Annotated in this window: 17 protein-coding genes; 3 read left to right on the top strand and 14 right to left on the bottom strand. The window is 55.8% G+C overall.

Translation table 11 applies throughout. The features are described from left to right. From WBM93_RS07020 to WBM93_RS06985, 8 genes are all read right to left on the bottom strand, one after another. The coding region (locus WBM93_RS07020; protein WP_424430051.1) for a class I SAM-dependent RNA methyltransferase at positions 1-941 on the bottom strand (941 nt) is incomplete at its 3' end. Continuing rightward, positions 938-2341, bottom strand: coding sequence for an NAD(P)H-hydrate dehydratase (locus WBM93_RS07015; protein ID WP_424430049.1), 1404 nt, complete (start codon positions 2339-2341; stop codon positions 938-940). The genes WBM93_RS07015 and WBM93_RS07020, both read right to left, overlap by 4 nt. 8 nt (positions 2342-2349) lie before the next feature. After that, positions 2350-2772 carry a hypothetical protein gene (locus WBM93_RS07010; RefSeq protein ID WP_424430046.1) on the bottom strand — a complete coding sequence of 141 codons (423 nt, stop codon included), beginning with the start codon at positions 2770-2772 and terminating at the stop codon, positions 2350-2352. Next, on the bottom strand, positions 2753-4474 hold the full coding sequence (gene ilvD, locus WBM93_RS07005; RefSeq protein ID WP_424430043.1) for a dihydroxy-acid dehydratase: 1722 nt from the start codon (positions 4472-4474) through the stop codon (positions 2753-2755). The genes WBM93_RS07010 and ilvD overlap by 20 nt, the downstream gene beginning before the upstream one ends. Before the next feature lie 51 nt (positions 4475-4525). Beyond that, a complete protein-coding gene (locus WBM93_RS07000; RefSeq protein ID WP_424430040.1) occupies positions 4526-5254 on the bottom strand; it encodes an N-formylglutamate amidohydrolase in 729 nt (242 codons plus the stop codon). Then, entirely contained in the window at positions 5251-6105 is an 855-nt protein-coding gene (locus tag WBM93_RS06995; protein WP_424430037.1) for a 4-(cytidine 5'-diphospho)-2-C-methyl-D-erythritol kinase, read from the bottom strand. The genes WBM93_RS07000 and WBM93_RS06995 overlap by 4 nt, the downstream gene beginning before the upstream one ends. Further along, positions 6105-7805, bottom strand: a complete 1701-nt coding sequence (locus tag WBM93_RS06990) for a tetratricopeptide repeat protein (RefSeq protein ID WP_424430034.1) — start codon at positions 7803-7805, stop codon at positions 6105-6107. The genes WBM93_RS06995 and WBM93_RS06990 overlap by 1 nt, the downstream gene beginning before the upstream one ends. Beyond that, complete coding sequence (locus tag WBM93_RS06985; RefSeq protein ID WP_424430033.1) at positions 7762-9417, bottom strand: electron transfer flavoprotein-ubiquinone oxidoreductase; 1656 nt, start codon at positions 9415-9417, stop codon at positions 7762-7764. Before WBM93_RS06985 ends, WBM93_RS06990 begins: the two co-directional genes overlap by 44 nt. A gap of 128 nt (positions 9418-9545) precedes the next feature. Between WBM93_RS06985 and WBM93_RS06980 the strand changes: the two genes are divergently transcribed. Continuing rightward, a complete protein-coding gene (locus WBM93_RS06980) occupies positions 9546-10322 on the top strand; it encodes a uracil-DNA glycosylase family protein (RefSeq protein ID WP_424430030.1) in 777 nt (258 codons plus the stop codon). Further along, a complete protein-coding gene (locus tag WBM93_RS06975; protein ID WP_424430027.1) occupies positions 10319-12061 on the top strand; it encodes a transglycosylase SLT domain-containing protein in 1743 nt (580 codons plus the stop codon). The genes WBM93_RS06980 and WBM93_RS06975 overlap by 4 nt, the downstream gene beginning before the upstream one ends. 85 nt (positions 12062-12146) lie before the next feature. Here the strand turns inward: WBM93_RS06975 and ahcY are convergent, their stop codons facing one another. From ahcY to WBM93_RS06960, 3 genes are all read right to left on the bottom strand, one after another. Beyond that, complete coding sequence (ahcY, locus tag WBM93_RS06970) at positions 12147-13559, bottom strand: adenosylhomocysteinase (RefSeq protein WP_424430025.1); 1413 nt, start codon at positions 13557-13559, stop codon at positions 12147-12149. A 119-nt stretch (positions 13560-13678) separates the two neighbouring features. After that, on the bottom strand, positions 13679-14179 hold the full coding sequence (locus WBM93_RS06965) for a hypothetical protein (protein WP_424430022.1): 501 nt from the start codon (positions 14177-14179) through the stop codon (positions 13679-13681). A gap of 126 nt (positions 14180-14305) precedes the next feature. Then, positions 14306-14866: a YqgE/AlgH family protein gene (locus WBM93_RS06960; protein WP_424430019.1), complete on the bottom strand. Its 561-nt coding sequence runs from the start codon at positions 14864-14866 to the stop codon at positions 14306-14308. Between the two features lie 148 nt (positions 14867-15014). Here WBM93_RS06960 and WBM93_RS06955 point away from each other — a divergent pair, with 148 nt between their 5' ends. Next, the gene (locus tag WBM93_RS06955) at positions 15015-15494 is read left to right on the top strand and encodes a peroxiredoxin (RefSeq protein ID WP_424430057.1); all 480 of its coding nucleotides are present in this window, start codon (positions 15015-15017) and stop codon (positions 15492-15494) included. A 62-nt stretch (positions 15495-15556) separates the two neighbouring features. Here the strand turns inward: WBM93_RS06955 and WBM93_RS06950 are convergent, their stop codons facing one another. From WBM93_RS06950 to WBM93_RS06940, 3 genes are all read right to left on the bottom strand, one after another. Then, the gene (locus tag WBM93_RS06950) at positions 15557-17359 is read right to left on the bottom strand and encodes a M2 family metallopeptidase (RefSeq protein WP_424430054.1); all 1803 of its coding nucleotides are present in this window, start codon (positions 17357-17359) and stop codon (positions 15557-15559) included. 93 nt (positions 17360-17452) lie between these two features. After that, complete coding sequence (locus WBM93_RS06945; RefSeq protein WP_424430016.1) at positions 17453-17980, bottom strand: hypothetical protein; 528 nt, start codon at positions 17978-17980, stop codon at positions 17453-17455. Between the two features lie 8 nt (positions 17981-17988). Beyond that, positions 17989-18721: alpha/beta fold hydrolase (locus WBM93_RS06940; RefSeq protein WP_424430014.1), on the bottom strand; the 733-nt coding region annotated here is incomplete at its 5' end.

Below are 18721 nucleotides of genomic sequence, written 5' to 3'. Positions count from 1 at the left end.
TCGCGATGCTCGCAGAATATCTGCCGTGTGGAGTGATTGGCCGCCAGTTTCAGCGCGCCGATCGCGTCGCGCGCGCCTTCGGCCGCATAGACTTTCTGATTTTCACTCAGCGCAAAGGTGAAGGTGCCCAACCCGGCGAACAGGTCGGCAACAAGCTTCGCGTCACCGACGGCTTCCAGCATCGCGGCAATCAGCATTTTTTGCCCGTCATGGGTCGGTTGCAGGAAACCGCTATGGGGAAAATTCACCGCGGTTCCGTTGAGTGTGACGGTCACCGGTTCCGGTTCCCATTGGGTTTCCGGACCGTAGCCGCCATCAACCGACAGGCGCGCCAAGCCGTTGGCCTTGGCAAAATCTGACAAGGCTTCGCGCTGCTCCAGGCCTTCGGGCTCGTAATTGCTGATCAACAGGTCGATGCCCTGATCGACCAGGGTCATTTCGATATTCATATCATGTTTGCGGCGAGACGCGTTTTTGAGGAATTTCCGCAAAGGTGCGAGCAGATCGAACAACTCGGGAGCCATGATCTCGCATTGTTTGAGATCGATGATCCGGTGGCTACCGGCACCGCTGAATCCGAGCTTGAACTGATCGCCCAGTTTTGCAGCGCGCAAGCTGGCGCGGATCCGGGTTTTCGGGTGCGAGATCTGGGGCGGGTGCATTAATTCTGCTTCCAAGCCCTGCCCTTCCAGCGCGTAAGCCACGCGGTCGGTGAGAAACTGGTTATAGCTCTCGGCATCCAGCTGTTGCAGGCTGCAGCCACCACAGGACTGGAAATGCTGGCAAGGAGGCTCGACATGATGCGGACCCTTGATCAGCCCGCCATCGTCATTCAACCGGTCCAGAGGCGCGGAAAAGGCAACATGCCGACCGTCGGAGGTCACGCCGTCACCCTTTGCGGCAACACGAATGATCAGATCGGGATCGGGAGTCGCGGTCATAAACATTCCTGAATAGAAGCGGGGAGCTGGTCGATGAGTAACTCCGGCGTAAAAGCGGGACCGGCCAAATGAGCGGCCCGGCTATGCAGCCATTGGCCCTCGCACGCCGCCCTATAGCCACTCACGCCGCTTGCCAAGCGGCTTGCGATGATCCCGGCCAATATATCGCCCGTCCCCGCTGTAGATAGCCATGGACAGGATTGGGCCGCTATCGATGTCTCGCCTTCGGGACTGGCAATCACGCTGTCGGAGCCTTTCAACAATATATTGCATCCCGATTGGGCGGCCAGTTTGCGGCTGTCTTCAATCTTGTCGGCCAAAGCGTCCGGCATCAGACCTGCAAATTCTCCCGCATGTGGCGTTGCGACTGTATCTGCCGAGCGTTTTCCTACCAGCTCGCAGAAACGCGAACCGGCAACCACCAGCGCATCCGCATCCAGCACCAGCGGGGTGTTCAAGGTGAGCGTCGCGTTCAGCACCGTTTCCGCTCTCTGACCCCGTCCAAGGCCGGGGCCGACAACAACCGCAGAGATACGGTCGTCGGCGAGTTTTTGCTCGAGATCCTGGATATCCTGCACCGTCTCGACCACGATGCTGGGAAGCGGCGCTTCGAAGCCGGGGGATGCAAAGATTTTGATATAGCCTGCGCCCGATTTCTGGGCCGCCATCGCCGTAAGCTGCGCGGCTCCCGCCATATCGCCGGCAATCACAGCAACAAGACCACGACTATATTTGTGATCTTGCGCGGTCGGGGCGGAAAGCCGGGGCTTTGACAATAGCCCAAGCTTGCTCTCTGCCACGATACCGATATCAATCCCGACCAGACTGCCCATTTTGCTCCGCGCCGGTTCGAGAAAATGGGACGGTTTGAAGGCACCCAGAGCAATGGTTGTGTCAAATTTCGCTATCTCGTTGAGACATGTTCCATTGTCGGACTCGACACCGCTTGGCAGATCGATCGCCACTCGCCGTTTTGCCCCGGCAAACAGGCGCGCGAAATCGTCAAACCATTCGTCACCAACCGCACGGGTGAGCCCGGTGCCGAACAAACAATCGACGAACTGGGCGGCGGGCTGTGCATCGGTCAAGGCGACCGTTTTGCCGCGCCACTGTGATTTGGCATGTTTGGCAGCTTCGGTTTTGGGTTCGGCTGGTGCCGCGACAAGAACATCGACGCCTTTGTCGAGCAACCACTGCGCGATGACATAGCCATCGCCGCCATTATTACCCGGACCGCAGAGCACCAGGGTAGGCATATCGGCCGCAATCCGCCAGATCATTTGCGCAGCGCCCTGCCCGGCCCGGCGCATGAGGTCCTGAACCGGAACCCCGCGTTCGATCAACGTCTGTTCCGCCAACTGCATTGCTGCAGCGGTCAGGATGTTTCCGTGGTTTAGCAATTATGCCTCTAGTTTCCGGCTGGTGCCGGGTTTTCGCTGGTCGCCGAAGACTTGATCTGCGCCGGCAGCAAATATTTATCAGGACCGATGCTGACCAATATCTTGCCGTCCTCGACAATCGATATCTTCGCTTTGTCGAACCCGTCGGCCGCTTCCAGCCCATGACCGTCGGTGAGAACATTGAACCGGCGAAACCCTCCGTCGGGATGCCGGATGATCATCTTCACACCGCCCTCGGCGCTCAACCTTTCGGTAAAGCAGCCCCGAGTGAAATCGCTGTCCCCGTCAAGCGCGCATTCGATTTTGCCGTCATCACTCGCCTGGTCGGTTGCCCGCTGTTCTGCTTCCGCAAGCACGGCATTATCCGGCCGGTTCTCACAGGCGGTGAGCAACACGGTCAAGGCGACGATGCTAGATATCCGCGTAGACATGTTTTTCCGCTTTCGCTCCCGGATGGGTCACCGCGCCCTTATAGGCAGGTCCGACATTTTGTGCGTAACGCCACAAAGCCCCAGAACCATAATCGGTTTCGCGTTGCACGAATTTTTTCCGGCGCCCGGCCAAGATAGCCTCGTCCACTTCCAGATCAATGGTTCCGGCTTCGGCGTCGATGTTGATCATGTCGCCTTCCTCGATCAGGCCGATAGGCCCGCCGTCGGCAGCTTCCGGACCGACGTGGCCGATACAGAATCCGCGCGTTGCACCGGAAAACCGGCCATCGGTGATAAGCGCCACTTTTTCACCCATACCCTGTCCATAGAGCGCGGCGGTGGTGGCCAGCATTTCACGCATGCCGGGACCGCCCTTTGGCCCTTCATTGCGGATGACGACGACCGACCCTTCCTTGATCTGTCGTTGTTTGACCGCAGCAAAAGCGTCTTCCTCGCACTCGAAAACCTGGGCCGGGCCGCGAAATTGCAGGCGCGCCATTCCGGCAACTTTGACAATCGCTCCTTCTGGCGCCAGCGAGCCCCTAAGACCGACAACACCGCCGGTTGCGGTGATCGCGTGCTGGACGTCATAGATCACCTTCTGGTCCGGGTTCCAGACGACTTCGTCGATATTCTCGCCCAATGTCTTGCCGGTCACCGTGATACAGTCTCCGTTGATCAGGCCGTTATCCATCATCGTCTTCATCAGCATGTAGACACCGCCGGCATCATGCATGTCCCTGGCGACATATTTTCCGCCCGGCTTGAGATCGGCGAGATAAGGCGTGGTCTTGAAGATTTCGGCAACGTCGAACAGATCAAAATCAATGCCCGCCTCGCTGGCCATCGCTGGCAGATGCAGGGCAGCGTTGGTCGACCCGCCTGTGGCAGCAACCACTCGTGCTGCGTTGATGAATGCATCTCTGGTGCAGATATCGCGCGGTCGTAAATTGCGCTCGATCAGGTTCATGATCTGACGGCCCGCGGCTCTGGCCATATCGTCGCGGGTTTCATAGGGCGCCGGTGCCATATTACTGTTGGGCAAAGACAGGCCAACCGCCTCCGCTACACAGGCCATGGTGTTGGCGGTAAATTGACCGCCGCAGGCGCCATGGCCGGGACAAGCGACTTTTTCCAGTTCGATAAGCTCCTGTAGCGGGCAATTGCCGGCGCTATGCTGTCCCACCGCTTCGAATACGTCGACAACCGTTACGTCCTGGTCATGGAACCGTCCGGGAAGTATCGATCCGCCATAGACAAAGATCGACGGCACATTGAGCCGCAGCATCGCCATCATCATCCCGGGCAGGCTCTTGTCGCAGCCGGCGTAGCCGATGACCGCGTCATAGCAGTGACCCCGGACACTCAGTTCGACACTGTCGGCGATCACTTCGCGGGAAACCAGCGAGGCTTTCATCCCCTGATGGCCCATGGCGATGCCGTCGGTGACCGTAATCGTGTTGAAACGTCTTGGCGTGCCACCCGCTTCGATCACGCCTTCGCGCGCGATATCGGCCTGAGCGTCAAGCAATGTGTTACACGGGGCGCTGTCATTGCCTGCCGAGGCGATGCCGACGAAAGGTTTGGCGATATCCTCCTCGGTCATCCCCATCGCATAATAATAGCTGCGCTGAGGCGCACGTTCGGGTCCGACGCTCACATGTCTGCTCGGCAATCGGGACTTGTCAAATCTATCGCTCATTCGGGGTTCCAATATCGCAAGTTCCAGATCGTCCTTCCAAAACTCCGGCGGTTAAGCAAGAGCCGTTCGTATTTTATCGCAAGTACGCAACAAAATATCGGCAAAACGGCGCTGCCCCGATTCCTCCATTATCAGGTCCTGCCGAATTTCGACCCCGAAATAAGGCTGGCCCAAAGCTTCGCAATTGCGGTTCATCGTCGCGTTCAGCATTTTTCCCGAATAGGGAGCTTGATCACCGACCTTGAGCACCCCATCCTCTTCGAGATACTGGATCGCGAAGCGGGATGCCGTCTCATATTCATTATACATGATGCCGACATCCCACGGACGTTGCAGTTGCAGGTCGGAACGGAGCGTCGGCGAGAAGCTGTGGAGCGAAAGCACCAGCGAGGGTTTCAGATCCGAAACCAGCACGCGCACCCTGTCGTGATAGGGGGTGAAATAGCGCTCTATCCTGGCTTTCCTCTCTTCGGCCGACAGATGATTTCCCGGAATTTCGACGCCGTCACTGCGTTGCTGTATAACCGAGGGTTCATCCGGATAGCGGTTGAGATCAACAACCAGCCGGGAAACCGTACTGAGAATTGCGAGATAACCGGCATTCCCCGACATCAACCGGGCGATCGGCGCGGTACCGGGGTCGAACGCAATATGATCATCGGCAAATTGCGGCGAAATCCCGAGATCGATATCTTCCGGAACATGGTTGGACGCATGGTCCACTACGATCAACACCCCGCCTTCGGAAGGAACGCCGGAAATTTCAAAAGCTTCAGTCATCGAATTTCTCCCGTCATCGTCCAGATTTCGCTGATCGTCTTCCGACAGTGGTGCTCGGCCTCCACCGCTGCGTCCAGCGTGTCAAACAGAGCAAAACAGGTAGCGCCGGACCCGGACATCTTCGCCATGACGGGTTGGTACGCGTCCAGCAATTGCAACATGTCCGTTAATATCGGCACCAGCGCGATCGCGGGTTTCTGGAGGTCATTGCGCCCGTTTCTTGCCACTTCCATCACTCGCCCTTCTCCAAGCCCGCCGCGATCAACACCATCCCATGCCGCAAATATTTCAGCCGTCGACACCGCTACCAACGGATTGATCAACAGCGCGGCATAGCCCTGCAAATCATCTCCCGAAATCATTGCCAAATCCTGACCGATACCCGTACCACGGCATGTCTCGCTGTGGATGCAGGCAGGAACATCCGCGCCCAGCGGTTTTGCAATATCGGCAAGCGCAGCGAGGCTGAGGTCAAGTCCCCAGAACCGGTTGAGCAAGCGCAAGGCCGCCGCGGCATCGGCCGAGCCTCCGCCGATTCCCGATGCAACCGGTAGCCGCTTGTCGAGATGGAGACGGGCGCCCTGCGAAACTCCCGATAGGTCCGCAAGCCTTCTGGCAGCCTGTACAACCAGATTATCAGTGCTGCTCAAACCTCCGGCAAAGCGTCCGTCTATTTCCAGCCTCACACCCTCGCCTGGTGCCACTGAAATCAGATCACCGTGATCGAGAAAAGCGAAGATTGTTTCGATCTGATGATAGCCATCAGGCAGTCGCTTGCGGACGTGGAGAGCCAGATTTATCTTTGCATAGGCCGTTTCGCTATCCGTCATGCCCGAAATGGAACCGGACATCAGGGCGACAGGAGCCCAGGTTGCAAGCCCAGATCAATCTTGCTGGCAAGACGCTGGAGGTCGTCTCCCTCGGCGAATAATTTTGCAGATTTCCAAGCATAGCGCGCTTCGTAGAGACGGCCTACGGTCCAATAGGCATCGCCGAGATGTTCATTGATTGTGGGGTCCTTTGGTTCGCCTTCAAGGGCGCTCTCGAGAAAGGTCACTGCACGGTCATGCTCGCCGGTTATAAAATAGGCCCAACCCAGAGAATCGGTGATCGCCGGCGATGTCGAACGAAGATCATGCGCTTGCTTGATGGCAGCGACCGCGGCTTCCTTGTTTTCCCGGCGTTCGAGCTGAGCGTAACCGAGGTAATTTAGAATGGTCGGCGAATTGGGCAGCAATTCATTGGCTTTTTGCAGGGCCTGCAAACCCGCTGGCCAAATTCCGGCCTGTTCCCGCGCGCCACCCAGTGCAAGCCAGTAACTGGCCATGAGCATGTCCGGTCGCTGGAGCTTCTCTCCCAATTCGATTGCAGATTCAAAAGCAATGGCGGCAGCAACATTATCGCCCCTCGCCTGCAGCGACTGGCCTTTCAATATATATAGTTCGGGAGCGTCCGGACTGGACTTTAACGCGACGTCGAGCCGAGCAATCGCCTGATCATATTTGTGATCAGTCACCAGACTGGCGACCTCCGAACTGAGCGCTACCAGATAATAAGGGCTGTCCTGGCCGATCCTGGCAAATTCATCAACTGCCAAATTGTGACTTTCTGCAGCTGCATAGGCTCGTCCAAGGGTCAGATATGCATAGTCCGATTGGCCCGCAATCCGTCCGCCGGCCTGTGCCATGACCTGCGACGGAAACTGCGCTCGCTGCGCGGCCAGATCGTTCGACAGTCTCTGGAAAAGAAACGCAAGGCCAATCGATGCAGTCACCTTTTGCGCGGCGCCCTTTTTTTGTCCGGCTTCGATTTGCTCCAACAGATTCTGTTCAGGTCCCGATGACCGTGATTTCAGAATCTCTTTCGCCGTCACCGCGTCGTTAATCGCCCAAAAGTGCCGCGCGGCAATCATCCTTATCGGCGCCATACGGGCTTCGTTGCGCTGAACAAGCCCGGCCAGCAAACCGACGGCTTCGCGTTCCTGCCGATTGGCCAACCTGTTCAAAATCAGCTGCTCTTCAAGATAATATTTAGCGGTTGTATCGTCCTGTTTCGGCGAAAGAATGGCGGCAGCACCCCGGCCTTTTGCGGTTGCGATCCACGCCTCCAGAAAAGGTTGCATGAAAGCAAAATTCTTGAGCGCTTCCAACTCGACGATCGCGAGATCGGCTCCGTTCCAGTCGCGTTGCGCGAACGCTTCGGCATAAAGCAGCAGCGGCATTTCCGGATCCGCTTTATTGCGCAACTGCAGGGTGCGAACCGCCTTCGCCGCCAGATCGAAATCACCCGCCTCGATGGCACTGACATAGGCTTTACCGGCAAGCAGCGCGTTATCCGGCTGTTCCTTCAGGCTCTCTCGATAGATTGCAGCCGCTGCCTGCAATTCTTTTGATGATTCCGCGAGCCGCGCTTCGACAAAGCGGTTCAGCGCCGACGCACCTTCACCGCGGCTGGCGACCGCCGGCGAAACGGCGAGCCCGGTGGCCGTCAGCGCACAAAGGGCAAGATTACATATTCGGATAATTTGGACCTCCGCCGCCTTCCGGAACAACCCAATTGATATTCTGGGACGGGTCCTTGATATCACAGGTTTTGCAGTGAACGCAATTTTGAGCGTTGATCTGGAACTTCGGTTTACCAGCCTCGTCTTCGATAAATTCATAAACGCCCGCGGGACAATATCGTGCCGAGGGTCCCGCGAACACCGGAAGATTCACATCGACCGGAATCGACGGATCTTTCAGTTGCAAATGGACCGGCTGATCTTCTTCGTGATTGGTGTTGGACAGGAAAACCGAAGACAGACGATCAAAACTGATCACGCCATCCGGTTTGGGATATTCGATCTTCACACAATGTTCGGCACGTTTCAGCCGCGACCAGTCGGGGTGTAATTTCATCGTGAACGGCATTTTGATTTTGAGATGCTCCGCCCACATATTCATGCCCGACAATATTGTGCCCAGGAAATCGCCATATTTTTCGACCGCAGGCAGAACATTGCGAACCACGCGCAATTCTTCACGAACCCAGCTATTTTCGTAAGCCGTTCCATAAGCGCTGAGCTCGTCACTGGTCCGCTCGGCAACAATCGCTTCATAAGCAGCCTCTGCGGCCATCATGCCGGTTTTCATCGCGGTATGCGTGCCCTTGATCCGTGGGACGTTCACGAAGCCAGCAGAGCAGCCGATCAGCGCGCCACCCGGGAAATATAGCTTGGGAACGGCCTGAAAGCCGCCGTCATTGATCGCACGCGCGCCGTAGGAAACACGTTTGCCCCCTTCCAATATCTTGCGAATTTCAGGATGCTGTTTCCAGCGCTGCATTTCTTCAAACGGCGAGAGATAGGGATTTTCATAGTTGAGCCAGGTGACAAAGCCGAGCGCGACCTGATTGTCGGCCTGATGATAGAGGAAACCGCCGCCATTCGCGCCTTCGCTGAGCGGCCAGCCCTGCGAGTGAATCACCCGACCCGCCTTGTGCTTGGCCGGATCGATATCCCACAATTCCTTGATGCCAAGGCCATAGATCTGAGGCTGGCTATCTGCGGTCAGCGCAAACTGGTTCTTCAATATCTTGGTCAGATGACCATGGGCGCCCTCGGCAAAAAATGTATATTTGGCATGCAGTTCGAGGCCTGGCTGGTAATCCGGCTTGTGGCTGCCATCGCGGGCCACGCCCATATCACCGGTTGCGACGCCTTTTACCGAACCGTCTTCATTGTACAATATTTCAGCAGCGGCAAAACCGGGGAAAATCTCGATGCCCATATTCTCGGCCCGCTCGCCGAGCCAGCGGCACAGATTGCCAAGCGAGCCGGTATAAGTGCCCTTGTTGTGCATGAACGAAGGGGTCATGATATGCGGTATCGAGAATTTCTTTTTCCTGGTCAGAATCCAGTGATGATTCTCGGTGACCGGCGTCTTCGCCAGCGGACAACCCTCGTCCCGCCATGCCGGAATCAATTCATCGAGTGCCTTCGGATCAACGACCGCGCCAGAAAGAATATGCGCGCCGATTTCGGAGCCCTTTTCGAGGATACAAACCGAGAGGTCCTTGCCTGCCTCGTCAGCCAGCTGTTTGAACCTGATGGCTGCACTGAGACCCGCGGGACCACCCCCGACTATCACCAGATCATAAGGCATTGACTCTCGTTCACTCATGTCGCTTTTCCTACAGTTCATGCTTTTATGCTTGTCTACATTCGGTCTGTCGCAAACCGCAACCCTCTGGGCAGAAACCTGCTTTCCCGCCAATTGACCTGTTCGTCAACTCATGACTCTATGCATAAATGAATTTAATCAACCCACCAACGACAAATCCATCCACCGAGTCGATGATCCACAGCTTGCAAAACTGGTGGTCGCTCGCTGGCGTCGACCTGGATTATGTCGATCAACCTTCCGCGCTTCTGGCAACCGAGGTTGCGCCTCAGCCAACGATAACCACGCCGCCAGCTTCCGTTACGAAACCCGTGCCGGAAGAGCTTTCTGTTCCGGTCCAGAACGAACCGTTGCCGGCAGAATATGCGGATTTTGTAGATTGGTTGGCCAACAGCACGGAACCCATCGAGGCGAGCTGGTCGAAGCACAGAGTGGCGCCCCGGGGAGTATTGGAGCCGGAAATCATGACCGTTTCCGCGCTCCCCGAAAAAAGCCGCAATGGCGATGTTCAATTGTTCAGTTCGGACAATCAGCGACTGCTCGACAAGATGCTGGCCGCGATCGGGTGTGATTCGCAACAATCCTATTCAGCCACCATTGCCTTGTCACTGCCGGTGGATGGCAGAGTTGACGAACGGCACTGGGCGGCCCTGAAAACTCGCCTTTTTCATCATATCCAGCTGGTGCGTCCGAAGCGTGTGATCTGCTTTGGCGATCTCGCTGCGAAGATAATTTTCGGTGAAGATCTGATGTCGGCCCGTAAAAATAAGCAATTTATTAACCATGGATCATCCAAAACAGAGGCGATCGTTACGTTTCACCCGCGGATCCTGATCGAGCGGCCATTGTTCAAGGCCGAAGCTTGGAAGGATTTGCAAATGCTGACAAGGATTTCTGCCTCGTGAAATTGAAACTTGCACTGACTGTCTCGCTTTTTTCCATCGCAGCAACACCTGCGCTAGCCGATGACGGCGCGGTACTTTACAACAGCGCATCCATCGCCAAGGATATACCTTCGCAATTGAAGCGGCAGCAATCCGACCATTATCGCGCCCTTTTTTCGGCGATGAACGCCAATCAGTGGGACAGTGCAAAAAACCTGATGGACACGGCGCCAACCGGTCCGCTCAAATCAATCGCCCAGGCAGAATTTTTTCTGGCGGCAAACTCTCCCCGGGCCGAACTCGGGCCATTGCTGATATTGGTCAACGAGGCGCCACAGATACCGCAGGCCGCCCAATTGGGCCGTTTAGCGGAAAAACGGGGTGCTCAGCTTTTGCCAAGCCTGCCACAGCGACGCAATCTGTCCTGGGTCCCCGGCTCCCCTATTCGTTCGAAACCAAAAGATGTTAATAACGACAGCACCACCAACGGTGTCCGTGGACAGATCATTGATTTTATCAAGAATGACAATCCCCACGGCGCAGAGGCTTTGCTGAGCGCCAATGCGCTCCAGATGTCGGCCGAAGGACGCACGGAACTGGAACAACGGGTAGCATGGTCCTACTATATTGAGAATGACGATGCTTCCGCCTTGCGGCTGGCTCGGCAGGCACAAAATGGCGCAGGCGAATGGGTTGGTCATGCCGACTGGGTTGCCGGATTGGCAGCTTGGCGTATGAACGATTGCCGGTCGGCGAGCGCCGCATTCGAGAAAGTCGGACGATCTGCCGACAATATCGATCTGAAGGCGTCCGGTTTCTACTGGAGCGCCCGTTCTGATCTGAAATGCGGGCAACCGGAAAAGGTTCAGGGCAAGCTGCAGGCCGCGGCGCGGATTGAGGACAGCTTTTATGGCATGCTCGCCGCCCAGACTCTGGGCATGGAGCCAGTCAAATCGGAAGCCATGGAGAATTTCGAGAAATCGGACTGGCGTGCTTTGGAACGTCACGAAAATGTCCGGGCTGCTATCGCACTGGTAGAGATTGGCGAAGAACGGCTCGCTGATGAAACGCTGCGGCACCAGGCAACGATCGGCGAGGATAATGATCATCCGGCGCTGATAAAACTGGCCCGCGAACTGAACTTGCCACGGACTCAGCTCTGGCTGGCTCATAACGCACCGCGCGGAATGAAGCCTGACGTTCAGTCTCGCTTCCCTGCTCCAAAATGGAAACCCGACGGCGGATGGCGGGTAGATCCGGCCCTCATCTATGCGCACACATTACAGGAATCCGCGTTCCGCAGTCAGGTTGTCAGTCCGGCCAACGCCATCGGTCTGATGCAGGTGCGTCCTGGAACGGCCGGCGATATTGCCAAAGCCAATGGCCTGAATTTCAACGAATCGGATCTCTACCGGCCCTCGACCAATCTGGAATATGGACAGTCCTATCTCGAATATCTGGGAAGATCGTCGATCACCGGCGGGAAGTTGCCGAAAATAGCGGCTGCTTATAATGCCGGGCCCGGCGCGGTACAGCGCTGGAACAGTGAAATACAGGACAATGATGACCCGCTGTTGTTCATGGAAAGCATTCCCTATGTCGAGACGCGCGGCTATGTCTCGATCATCCTGCGCAACTACTGGATGTACGAAAAACAGGCCGGCATTCAGTCTGTCAGTGCTCGGGCGCTGTCGCAAAATCACTGGCCGCAATTTCCCGGCAATCCGGACGGACGCAAAACCCAGTTCACGTCCCGCTGAACGCCAAGACCCAAATTCTAGACAGCAAAAAGCCGGGCAGTGATATTCACACTGCCCGGCTTTTTGTTTCTCAATATCTATCCGCCTAGTAGCGATAATGATCCGGTTTGAACGGGCCTTCGACCGGAACGCCGATATAATCAGCCTGGTCCTGACTAAGCTTGTCCAGTTTCACGCCAAGCTTCGCGAGATGCAGTTCGGCGACTTTCTCGTCGAGATGTTTCGGCAGAACATAGACATCATTTTCATATTGCTCCGGACGCAACCACAGTTCGATCTGAGCCAGCACTTGGTTGGTGAAGCTTGCAGACATGACGAAGCTGGGGTGGCCAGTTGCACAGCCAAGATTGACCAAGCGGCCTTGCGCAAGAATGATCAGTTTCTTGCCATCCGGGAATTTGACTTCATCAACTTGCGGCTTGATTTCGGTCCATTGCATGTTCTTCAGCGCACCAATCTGGATCTCGCTGTCGAAGTGACCGATGTTACAAACAATCGCACGGTCCTTCATCGCCCGCATATGATCAACGGTGATGACATCCTTGTTGCCGGTTGTGGTCACGAAGATATCAGCCCGTTTGGTGGCCTCGTCCATCGTCACGACTTCAAAGCCTTCCATTGCCGCCTGAAGCGCGCAAATGGGATCGATTTCGGTCACAAGAACGCGCGCGCCGCCGTTGCGGAGCGATTGTGCCGAACCTTTGCCGACATCGCCGAAGCCTGCGACAGCGGCGACTTTACCGGCCAACATGACGTCGGTTGCACGACGGATCGCGTCAACCAGGGACTCCTTGCAGCCATAGAGATTGTCAAACTTCGACTTGGTCACACTGTCGTTGACGTTGATCGCCGGGAAAGGAAGCTTGCCGATTTTGGCGAGTTCATAGAGACGATGAACACCGGTGGTGGTTTCTTCCGAAACGCCCTTGATGGTCTGAACAGTCTTGGTCAAATAACCAGGGCGTTCTGCCAGAAAGCGGGTCAGGGTTGCCACGAAGACTTCTTCTTCTTCGTTATCCGGCTTGAACAGTTCTTCACCGGCCTCGACCCGGGCACCCCAAAGCGCGAACATGGTGGCATCGCCGCCATCATCAAGAATCAGGTTGCAGGTTTCGTCGATGCCCCAGTCAAAAATACGTTCAACATAAGACCAATATTCTTCAAGAGTTTCGCCCTTGATTGCAAAAACCGGGGTTCCGCCAGCTGCGATAGCCGCTGCGGCATGATCCTGGGTCGAGAAAATATTGCATGATGCCCAGCGCACTTCCGCGCCGAGATCGAGCAAAGTTTCGATCAACACTGCCGTTTGAATGGTCATGTGCAGCGAACCGGTAATTCGTGCACCTTTCAAAGGCTTGTCTCCACCGAATTCTTCACGCAAGGCCATCAGGCCCGGCATCTCGGTTTCAGCGATTTCAATCTCTTTCCGGCCGAAATCGGCAAGGGAAATGTCCTTGATAATATAATCTTGGGTTGCGGTATCCGCTGCGGTTGCCACGTATTGTCTCCTTGAAAAACGAAATGCCGCACAGGTAATCCGGTGCGGCAACATTCGTTTTCATTAACGATACATGGCTTGAAAAGCAAATATAAAGATGTCTTTATATTACAATATTTTTATCCGCCAGCCCTGGACGCGATGACAATTCCACATCGCCCGCCAGGCAGTGTCGGTTCAAGCCCATTTTCCCGTGCGATACGAACAAGCGCAGCACGACTTGGCTCGCTTGATGCTGCCGAGAAGGCCAGTTCGTTCATAGACTCGCATTCCGACAGATCACCCGATCCCGCGCCATAGCGATTGGCCAGAGAAACCGCAAAACTATCGTAAGCGCGGACCCCTCCCTTGCGGCCATGATGTTTACCGAAATATGCTTTCAATGTGTCGTTACCGCTGATCAGCAAGTGGCGTTTGTTTCTCACAAAAGCATTATAATGGGGCAACACGTCATGATTTGATTTCGCGCATCGCAGCGATGCAACCATCAGCCTCGATTGCAGTTCCCGCAATGTTGCTGCTTCTACCTCTATCGGCGACCAGCATGTCGCTTGTGCGGTTCCTGCAAGAGTCATGCTGCCAAGCGATGCGACAGCAACCAATTTTCCCAATTTCCTCATATCCCTGATCCCCTAAGCTGTGAGGACTGAGAACATGGGCTATGGTACTTTTCGAATCTTAAAGGGCGCTGGTTAAGTGATATTCAGCATAGAGAGCGCTGCCAGAGCGAAATGCTGTTCAACGCGTCAGGCGCTTCCGAATCCCGTCGACAGCTTTGCCGGATCGATCCCCAATGCCTGCCAGGCCATCAGCCATTTGTCTCCGGACCGGGTTTCGTACAGCCAATCCGGAGAGCCTTCGACAATCGACCAGCCATTCTGGGTCAATTCGCCTTCCAGCTGTCCTTCTCCCCATCCGGAATAGCCCAGCGCGATGGTCCATTCCTTGGGGCCACGCCCCTTGGCAATAGCCCCGAGCATATCGATCGAACTGCTGAGACCCCAGCGATCCCCTACCTGGAGCGTGTCCAACATGTTGATATCGAGACTGTGAAGGATGAAACCACGCTGCGTTTCCATCGGGCCTCCGAGAAACACTTGACGGTCAGGCGCTTCAGCCGGATCAATGTCAAATTGACGGAGAATATCGTGAAAACTGATCCCCTCAACCGTTTCGCCGATGTTGATCCCCAATGTCCCGCTTTCATCATGGGAACAGATGGCCACCACCGATCTCGCAAACCGGGGGTCCGCCATCCCCGGCGTGGCGAGAAGAAATTGTCCGGAGAAAACGACGGGTTCATGCATTGAAGGGAGCATAGCAATGCAATTGTGAACTGCCCATGGCAAATTTCACAGGCGATTTGTTTGGTTGGCTTGCTTGCAATTTCGAGCTTCTGCTACCACGTTCATTTATCAAGGCAATGTTCAGAGCCTAATCAAAACAAAGGAGCAACTGATGATCAATAAAGGCGATAAAATTCCCGAAGTGAATCTTGTCAAAGCGACCGCTGAAGGCCCACAGCAAGTGAGTTCCAGCGAATATTTTGCCGGCAGGAAAGTGGCCCTGTTTTCGGTTCCCGGTGCCTTTACACCGACCTGCTCCGCAAAACATCTGCCCGGTTATGTCGACAAGGCCGCTGATCTGAAGGCCAAAGGCGTTGACGAAATTGCCTGTACCGCTGTCAATGACGCTTTTGTTATGGGCGCCTGGAACAAGGCATCGGGTTCTGATGATGTTACCATGCTCGCCGACGGCAATGGTGATTTCGCCAAGGCGGTTGGTCTCGAAATGGACGGATCAGGATTTGGCATGGGCACACGGGGTCAACGTTTCTCGATGATCGTCAATGACGGTGTCGTCGAAGAATTGAATGTCGAAGCGCCAGGCGATTTCAAGGTGAGCGCTGCGGAATATATGCTCGACCAGCTTTAACTGGATTTTACTAAGCAGAATGGGCCGGCGAAAACCAAGTTTTCCGCCGGCCTTTTTAATGGCTACCAACCGCAGGATTTGCCCTGGTTCTCTTTCTTCAACCAGTCCATCAGTGGCGCGAAATAGCTGATCATCGCCTTGCCATCCATTTCCCGCTTTCCGGTAAAGGCTTGCAGCGCGTCGGGCCAGGGTTTGGACGCGCCCATTTCCAGCATCGCGTTCAGCTTGGCGCCGACCTGTTTGTTGCCATAGAAGGAACAACGGTGCAGCGGCCCTTTCCATCCGGCGGCGTCGCAGGCGGCCTTGTAGAACTGGAACTGCAAGATCCGGGCGAGGAAATAGCGTGAGTATGGCGTATTGCCCGGAATGTGATATTTTGCACCTGGATCAAAAGCATCATCGGGCCGCTCGACCGGCGGCGCGATGCCCTGATATTGCAGTTTCAGATCGTGCCATGCCGGTGTATAATTCTCCGGCGTAATCGTGCCCTGGAACACACCCCAGCGCCATTTGTCGACCAGTAGGCCGAATGGAAGGAACGCAACCTTGTCCATCGCCTGACGCAGCAACAGACCGATATCCTTGTCTGCATTCGGAACCTTGCTCTTGTCCAGCAAACCGACCTGCACCAGATATTCCGGGGTGATCGACAGGGCTACCGCATCGCCGATGGCTTCGTGAAAACCGTCATTGGCGCCGTCAAGATGTAGATAGCTCTGCTTGTTATAGGCGCGCTGGTAATAATTGTGGCCAAGCTCGTGGTGGATGGTGGTGAAATCGTCACCGTTCACCTTGATGCACATCTTGATCCGGATATCATCCTTGTTGTCGATATCCCACGCGCTGGCGTGGCAAACCACTTCGCGATCGGCTGGCTTGGTGAACAGGGATCGTTGATAGAATGTTTCCGGTAGCGGCTCAAAGCCGAGCGAGGAGAAAAACCCCTCGCCTGCCTTGACCATCTTCATCGCATCATAATCTTTTGCTTTCAACAGCTCGGTGGTATCAAAACCAATGTCGCCGGCCCCTTCCGGTGCCACGATGTCATAGATGTTGCCCCATTCCTGGGCCCACATATTGCCAAGCAAATCGGCCCGGATCGGTCCCGTTTCCGCTTGCACTTCATCGCCATATTTCTCGTTGAGCTTGTCGCGGGTATAGCAGTGGAGCTGGTCGTAGAGCGGCTTGACCTGCGCCCATAATTTGTCGGTCAGCTTGGCAAAATCATCCGCCGGCATATCGTAGCCGGACCGCCACATCGCACCGACGTCGGCAAAGCCGAGTTCCACTGCGCCCTGGTTGGCGATCTCGACCATGCGGGCATAATCATCTTTCATCGGAGCGCCGACATTGCTGTGCCAGCTTGCCCACATTTCAGAGAGTTCGTCGGGGTTGCGATTGGTGCCCATTGCCGCTTCGATGTCGGAACCGTTTATTTCTTCGCCGTTGAGCGTGCCTTTTCCCTTGCCATAGGCCGAGTTCAGCTTGGTCGCGATCTGATTCAGTTCGGTCGAGGCACCTTCTGTGGTGGGCGCAGGGAGCACAATGCCACCGCGCAATTTGTCCAGTTTCCGTCTGGTGACGGCATCAAGCCCTGAGACATCATTAAACTTGGCGGCGTCAATTGCGGCCTCCACCGACATGGTGGTTCCTTCAGCGCCGACCTTGGCAGCCAAGGCGTCCGTATCATCGGTGATGAAGTTCGAATTGATCCAGTAGATCCGCGCGGCGTCGATCGAGAAGTCGAACAGTTGCTGCTCGGTTTCATCAACAAATTGCTTGGCATCCGCAGCGGTTGGCGGAGCCGTTTCTTCCATAGCATCCTGTTCATGATGCTTGGCCCACGCCGGGTTGGCTAATGCCATGGTCGCGATTGCAACGATCGAAGCAGCGGTTTTCATATTATCATCCTCAACTGTTATGATTTTGGTTGGAATTGAAACTTTCTTAGCGGCCGGTCAAGTCCGTGTTTCACTCCATCGCCAGATAAGCGCAGCGATCATCGCTATCGTGCCGACGATCCAGGTCAGAATCTTTATCGGTCGCACCAGCGCTGCGGTTCCCGCCAGCAAGTCGCTTCCCTGTTCGCGGACCAGTTGCACCAGCTGACTGACGGTTTCGACATAATCGGTAAGACCGAAGAGAAAATAGGCCAGCACGCACAGCAGGCCGACTTTCTTCAGGGTCGGAGATTTTGCCTGCTGCCAGATCAGCCGCCCCCCGATGATACCGCCGGACATATAAAGGGTGATAAAAACCAAGTCGGTAATCATGGCCCAGCGGGCGAGTTCCAAGACACCTGCGTCATCCCAGCTTTGCTGAATGGCGTTCACTATTGCCGCTGTCGCGGCGCTTTGGTGGTCGAGGATGCCATTGGGGGCAACCGCCGTTTCAAGTGGCCCGCTTGATGCGACCAGATAGAGGAAAAGCGCCATCCCGCCGCCCCAGAATATCCAGAAATTTCGCCAGCTGTAAAGATTTGACATGGTTCCTCCTATCCGACCAGAAAACGTACCATTTCCTGGCCCAGTTCCGGTTTTGTCACGCTGCTCATATGGGTTCCCGGGATGGCGACATGGCGACCCTCGGGCAGTGCTTCCGCAAGTTTCACCGGATCGCCATTGTCGCGGTCTTCGGATCCACAGAGCACCAATGTCGGCGTATTTACGGCGGTCAACTGGTCCGGTTCCAAATCCGAGAACGTCCTGAGCAGATAGGATGCGGCAACCGGGTCCACCTTCTGGCTCTTCATGAACTGGATAGCCAGCCAGTGCGGATCGCCGCGTTTGGCGCTATCCTGGAGCCGGATCGCTTCCTGAAAAAATTCCTGGCGGCGTTCCCATCCGGCAAGCCCTTCCAGCCCCATGCCCGCGAGTATTGCCTTGGCAGGCTTCGCCCCGGTCACCAACAGCCGCGCCGTGGTCCGGGCTCCCAGCGAAAATCCGCCCAGATCATAGTCCGACAATTGGAGATGCGCGATCAGCGCCTGCACGTCCGTGACCAGCACATCATCGGGATAGGCGGCCGGGTCTTGGGGTGCCGCGCTGTCTCCATGGGCGCGCAGATCGGGCATGATCACCCGGAAACCGGCGTCCGCCAGTGCCTGTGCATGGCCAAATTTGATCCAGTTGGTGTTGGCGTTGGAAAACAGGCCGTGGAGCAGGATCACGGGGCGGCCGTCGCCCAATTCGTGGATTTTGAGGATCACTCCGTCATAGGATGAAAAG

The sequence above is a fragment of the Parasphingorhabdus sp. genome (assembly GCF_049667325.1).
Taxonomy (GTDB): Bacteria; Pseudomonadota; Alphaproteobacteria; order Sphingomonadales; family Sphingomonadaceae; genus Parasphingorhabdus.
This window is presented reverse-complemented; position numbering and strand designations above follow the sequence as displayed.